The organism is Escherichia sp. E14S1 (assembly GCF_004211995.1).
Taxonomy (GTDB): domain Bacteria; phylum Pseudomonadota; class Gammaproteobacteria; order Enterobacterales; family Enterobacteriaceae; genus Escherichia.
The window spans coordinates 1-3,427 of sequence record NZ_RHJQ01000042.1; the positions used below are offsets into that span (position 1 = coordinate 1).

The window sequence follows — 3,427 nt, forward strand, 5'->3', positions numbered from 1 at the left end:
GGTCACGATGGGATGCACGGCCGTCGTGCTGACCGGTTTTGTGGTGGGTGTGGCGATGGTGTACACCGGCGCGACAGAAACGGTCAGCGAAGCCTGTTCAGACCTCGCAAATATGCTTTTCCCTCCTCAGACTGAAGGTTACATCCTCACCGGCTCTGGCGACACATGGATCAACAGCAAACCTGCCGCGCGGGCAGCGGCTACTGCGGCATCGCGGCAGGACATTGAGGCGCAGGAAGCGCAGGCGAAGGCAGAACAGGAAGAAGCGCAGCGTCAGGAGGATGCCAGAACGTTCCGGGATGTGGCCGGGGAATATCTGGAAATGGCGGGGGCAATAGCCCTGGCGGTTAACCCGGTAACAGGGCCTGTGCTGATGTCCCGTGCGCTGCACGACCAGCTCAGTACGGAAGAAGGGCGTTCTGAAATGGTGGATGGCGTGACACATTTTGTTTCGGAACTGTGGCAGCCCACCGTGGCCAGTGCGGCTCCTGGCTCCACCCCGACCCCTGACGATAAAATCGACTGTCATAAACATCCCTCCTCACTGACTCAGTTACTCGCACAAAAAAAAGCCGCCTTTCTGGATGACCCTCTGGGAACGGCACTTAACCTGTTAAATCCGGTCGGTATGCTGGAAACCGCCTTTCAGGGAGTGAATGCGGTTACTGGTAGTATCAGTAATCTGTTCAAAGGTGATGACGAACCGCCCGCGGCGGAATATATCGCGGAAGGCGCGCGGGATGTGCGTATCAACAGCCAGCCGGCGGCACGCAGCGGGGCACGCTGCACCTGCGAGGCCAGGGTGGTGAATGAGCCGGGGGACGGGGCGTTTGTGTCACCGGATGTCCGTATTGGCGGTCCGTTACTGGTGGTCAGGGATATCAGAAGCGGCAGGTCGCAGATAACCCTGGTGGCAACCGTGGCGCTGATGTTACTTCGCCCGGGCAAAATGCTTTCTAAAATCGCCTGTTTTGCTGCCAGTATCGGAATGAGCATTCTGACGCAGAAGGCCACCACAGCCCTTCCGCATCCGGTCAATGCCGCCACCGGGGCCAAATACCTGGCCGATGACGATGACTTCGACTTCAGCCTGCCGGGCCACTTTCCGCTGGACTGGCAGCGCGTGTACAGCAGTCGTGACGAACGCACGGAAGGGATGTTTGGTCAGGGCTGGAGTGTGATGTATGAAGTCAGCCTCGTGCGCACACCGGGTAACGTGGACGAAAACTGCATGACCTTTGTGTCGGGCATGGGGCGACGCCTGGATATGGAAGCCGTACTGCCGGGGGGCGGGTTTTACAGCCCCGGCGAAGGACTGGCAGTACGGCGTGGTGAGCAGGGGCACTGGCTTATCAGCAGCGATGACGGACAGTTTTTTCTGTTTGAGGCCGACCCGCATCACCCGCAGCGCCAGCGGCTGAAAATGCTGGGCGACCGTAACAGCAACTGTCTGAATCTGTACTACGACGACCGGGGACGCATCACTGAAATCAGCGGCGAACAGCAGCGTCCGTGCATCCGTCTGTATTACGAACTGGCGGCGCATCCCCGGCGGGTGACACAGATTTATCAGCATTTCCCTGAGGCTGCTCCTTTACTGCTGCGTCGTTACAGCTATGACGAGGCCGGCCACCTGAACGGCGTGTACGACAGCACGGGGCACCTGCTGCGTGAGTTTGCTTACGACGAAAACCACTGCATGACGCTGCACCGCCAGCCCGGCGGCGAAGGATATTATTACCAGTGGGGCCGGTATGAAGGGCCGGATGATGCAGGCTGGCGCGTGACGGGCCACCATACCGACAGTGGTGCACGATACCGTCTGGACTGGCGGATGGCTGAACGTGTGGTATGCGTGACAGACGGGATGGGCCGGACCCGCTTTCATCAGTGGGATGCACAGAATCAGGTGACGGCGTACCAGGACGAAGCCGGGCAGGTGATGACGTTCCGCTGGAGCGACGAAGAACGACTGTTGCTGGGGATGACCGACGCTCAGGGCGGCAAATGGCGCTATGTGTATGACCGCCTGGGGCATATCACGGAGACGCACGACCCGCTCGGGCGGGTGACACAGACACAGTGGCACCCGGTGTGGCACGAACCGGAAACGGAAGTGGATGCAGCGGGGAACAGCTGGCGCTGTGAGTATGATGAACGCGGCAATCTTCTTGCCGTGACCGACCCGCTGCAACAGAACACCCGGTATCAGTATGACCGCCACGGCCAGGTGGTACAGATAACCGATGCCCGTGGGGGGAATAAATACCTTCAGTGGAACGAAGACGGGCAGCTCATGCGACATACGGACTGTTCCGGCTCGCAGACGGCCTGGTTCTACGACGAACGCACGCGGCTGATACGGATGACTGACGCGCAGAGCCACAGCACGCGCTACGGGTATGACGACAGCGGTCACCTGGTGGAGGTGATACTGGCGGACGGCCGCACGGTGAATTACCAGTCGGACGCGGCGGGCAGGCTGGTGAAGTACACCAGCCCGATGGGGAGGATAACGCGCTGGCAACGCGACGGGCAGGGCCGGGTGCGCAGCCGGACGGACGCGACGGGACGCAGGACGGCGTTCGGGTACGACGCTTACGGGCAGCTGACCCGGCTGACAAACGAGAACGGAGAAAGCTATCAGTTCCGCCACGATGTGCTGGACCGTCTGGCGGAGCAGATAAACCCGGACGGTTGCCGCCAGGCGTACCGTTACAACGCGCTGAACGCGGTCACGGAAGTGGTGTTCACCGGGGACAGGGGCGGTGAAATCCGTCACCGGCTGGCGCGTGATGCGGTGGGCCGGCTCACGGCAAAGGAGACAGCCGACAGCCGTACGGAATACGTCTGTGATGCGGCAGACCAGCTACTGGAAATCCGCCGCCGGCGGTCGGATGCCGGGGAAACGGACGCACCGGAGATTATCCGTTTCAGTTACGACAGACTGGGGCGGATGCTGACTGAGGAGACGGCACAGGGCGTCTTAACCCATCAGTACGATGAACTCAGCAACCGGACTGCCACCACCTTTCCGGACGGCAGAACACAGCGCCATCTGTACTACGGGAGCGGACATCTCCAGCAGATAAATCTGGACCGGGAGGTCATCAGCGAGTTCACACGTGACGCCCTGCACCGGGAGGTGCTCAGAAGTCAGGGGCGACTGAGCACGCGGCAGTTTTACGACCCCACCGGGCGGCTGAAGCGCAGGGAGACATACAGCGGGATGCGCGGGGTGGTACCGGAGACGTTCACGGACCGGCAGTACAGCTACAGCGGCGAGGATGAACTGCTGAAGACGCGGCACAGCCGGCGGGGGGAAACGGATTACTTCTATGACACCACGGGACGCATCACGGCGTGCCGCTCGGAGGATGAGGGGTATCTGGCGAGCTGGCAGTACGACGCGGCGGGAAACCTGCTG

General features: G+C 61.2%; 1 protein-coding gene. It reads left to right on the forward strand.

The window, feature by feature from the left end; genetic code table 11:
- Positions 1-3,427 (forward strand): DUF6531 domain-containing protein (locus D9734_RS23035; RefSeq protein ID WP_130210853.1); only part of this gene is annotated, 3,427 nt, incomplete at both ends.